This is a genomic window from Jejuia spongiicola, assembly GCF_023502325.1.
GTDB lineage: Bacteria > Bacteroidota > Bacteroidia > Flavobacteriales > Flavobacteriaceae > Wocania_A > Wocania_A spongiicola.
The window spans coordinates 1-915 of sequence record NZ_JAMFLZ010000023.1 but is presented as its reverse complement, the minus strand read 5'-3'; the positions used below and the strand labels follow the sequence as shown (position 1 = coordinate 915).

The following is a 915-nucleotide window of genomic DNA, read 5'->3' as shown; positions in this document are numbered from 1 at the left end:
GGAGATCCAAGGATTTGCCCCCCATTGTTCAATAGTTTGTATTTTATCCTTATCTCCTGTATTGTTAAAATAGATTCTAGGAAACGCACCACGAATAGCAACAATGTATGTGCCAGCTGTTAAAGTAGTACTTGTAGCATCTTCAGAAACATTGGTAGATTCTGGATTAAAAGTTATACCATCATAACTCCAATCTACATCATAACTATAACCTGTTCCAGTTGTAGGAATGGTAATGGTTTCATTTTCTTCAACCACCCAAGTGGTTATAAAATAATCTTCAGCTGTACATCCAGGGCCATCATCAGTAATCGTCCAATTAAAAGAAGTGTCTAAGCTATTCCAAGCAGTTTCTGCTGTACAGTACTGACTATTTCCTCCATGAAGAGTTATATTATTAGGGACATCATCAATACCATCATTAGCAACACCACTAGAGTCTGTATGCCAACCTATTAAAGTAGCATCATAGTTTGTTGTAGATAGTGTAACACCAGTAAACAGATCTGCCATGTTAGTCACTTTACTAATATCCCAAGAACCTAATGATTGATTAAAACTTGTAGCACCGTTAAACATTTCCTCCATATTTGTTACGTTACTCACCTCCCAATTGTTAATAACTCCTCCATTATCTACAAAAGAACTACACCCTAAAAACATACTTTGCATTGAAATGGTTTGACTTAAATTTGGAGTGTCAGTTGCATTTAGTATTAAATTACTACAACCATAAAAAGCACTTTCCATAGAGATCCAAACACTTGCTCCCCATTGTTCAATCGTTTGTATTTTGTCTTTATCTCCTGTATTGTTAAAATAGATTCTAGGAAACGCACCACGAATAGCAACAATGTATGTACCAGCTGTTAAAGTAGTACTTGTAACATCTCCTGAAACATTGCTAGCCTCTAT

Annotated in this window: 1 protein-coding gene; it reads right to left on the bottom strand. The window is 35.6% G+C overall.

Features of this window, described 5'->3' with window-relative positions:
• Window positions 1-915: BspA family leucine-rich repeat surface protein (locus M3P09_RS17180; protein ID WP_249974056.1), on the bottom strand; the 915-nt coding region annotated here is incomplete at both ends.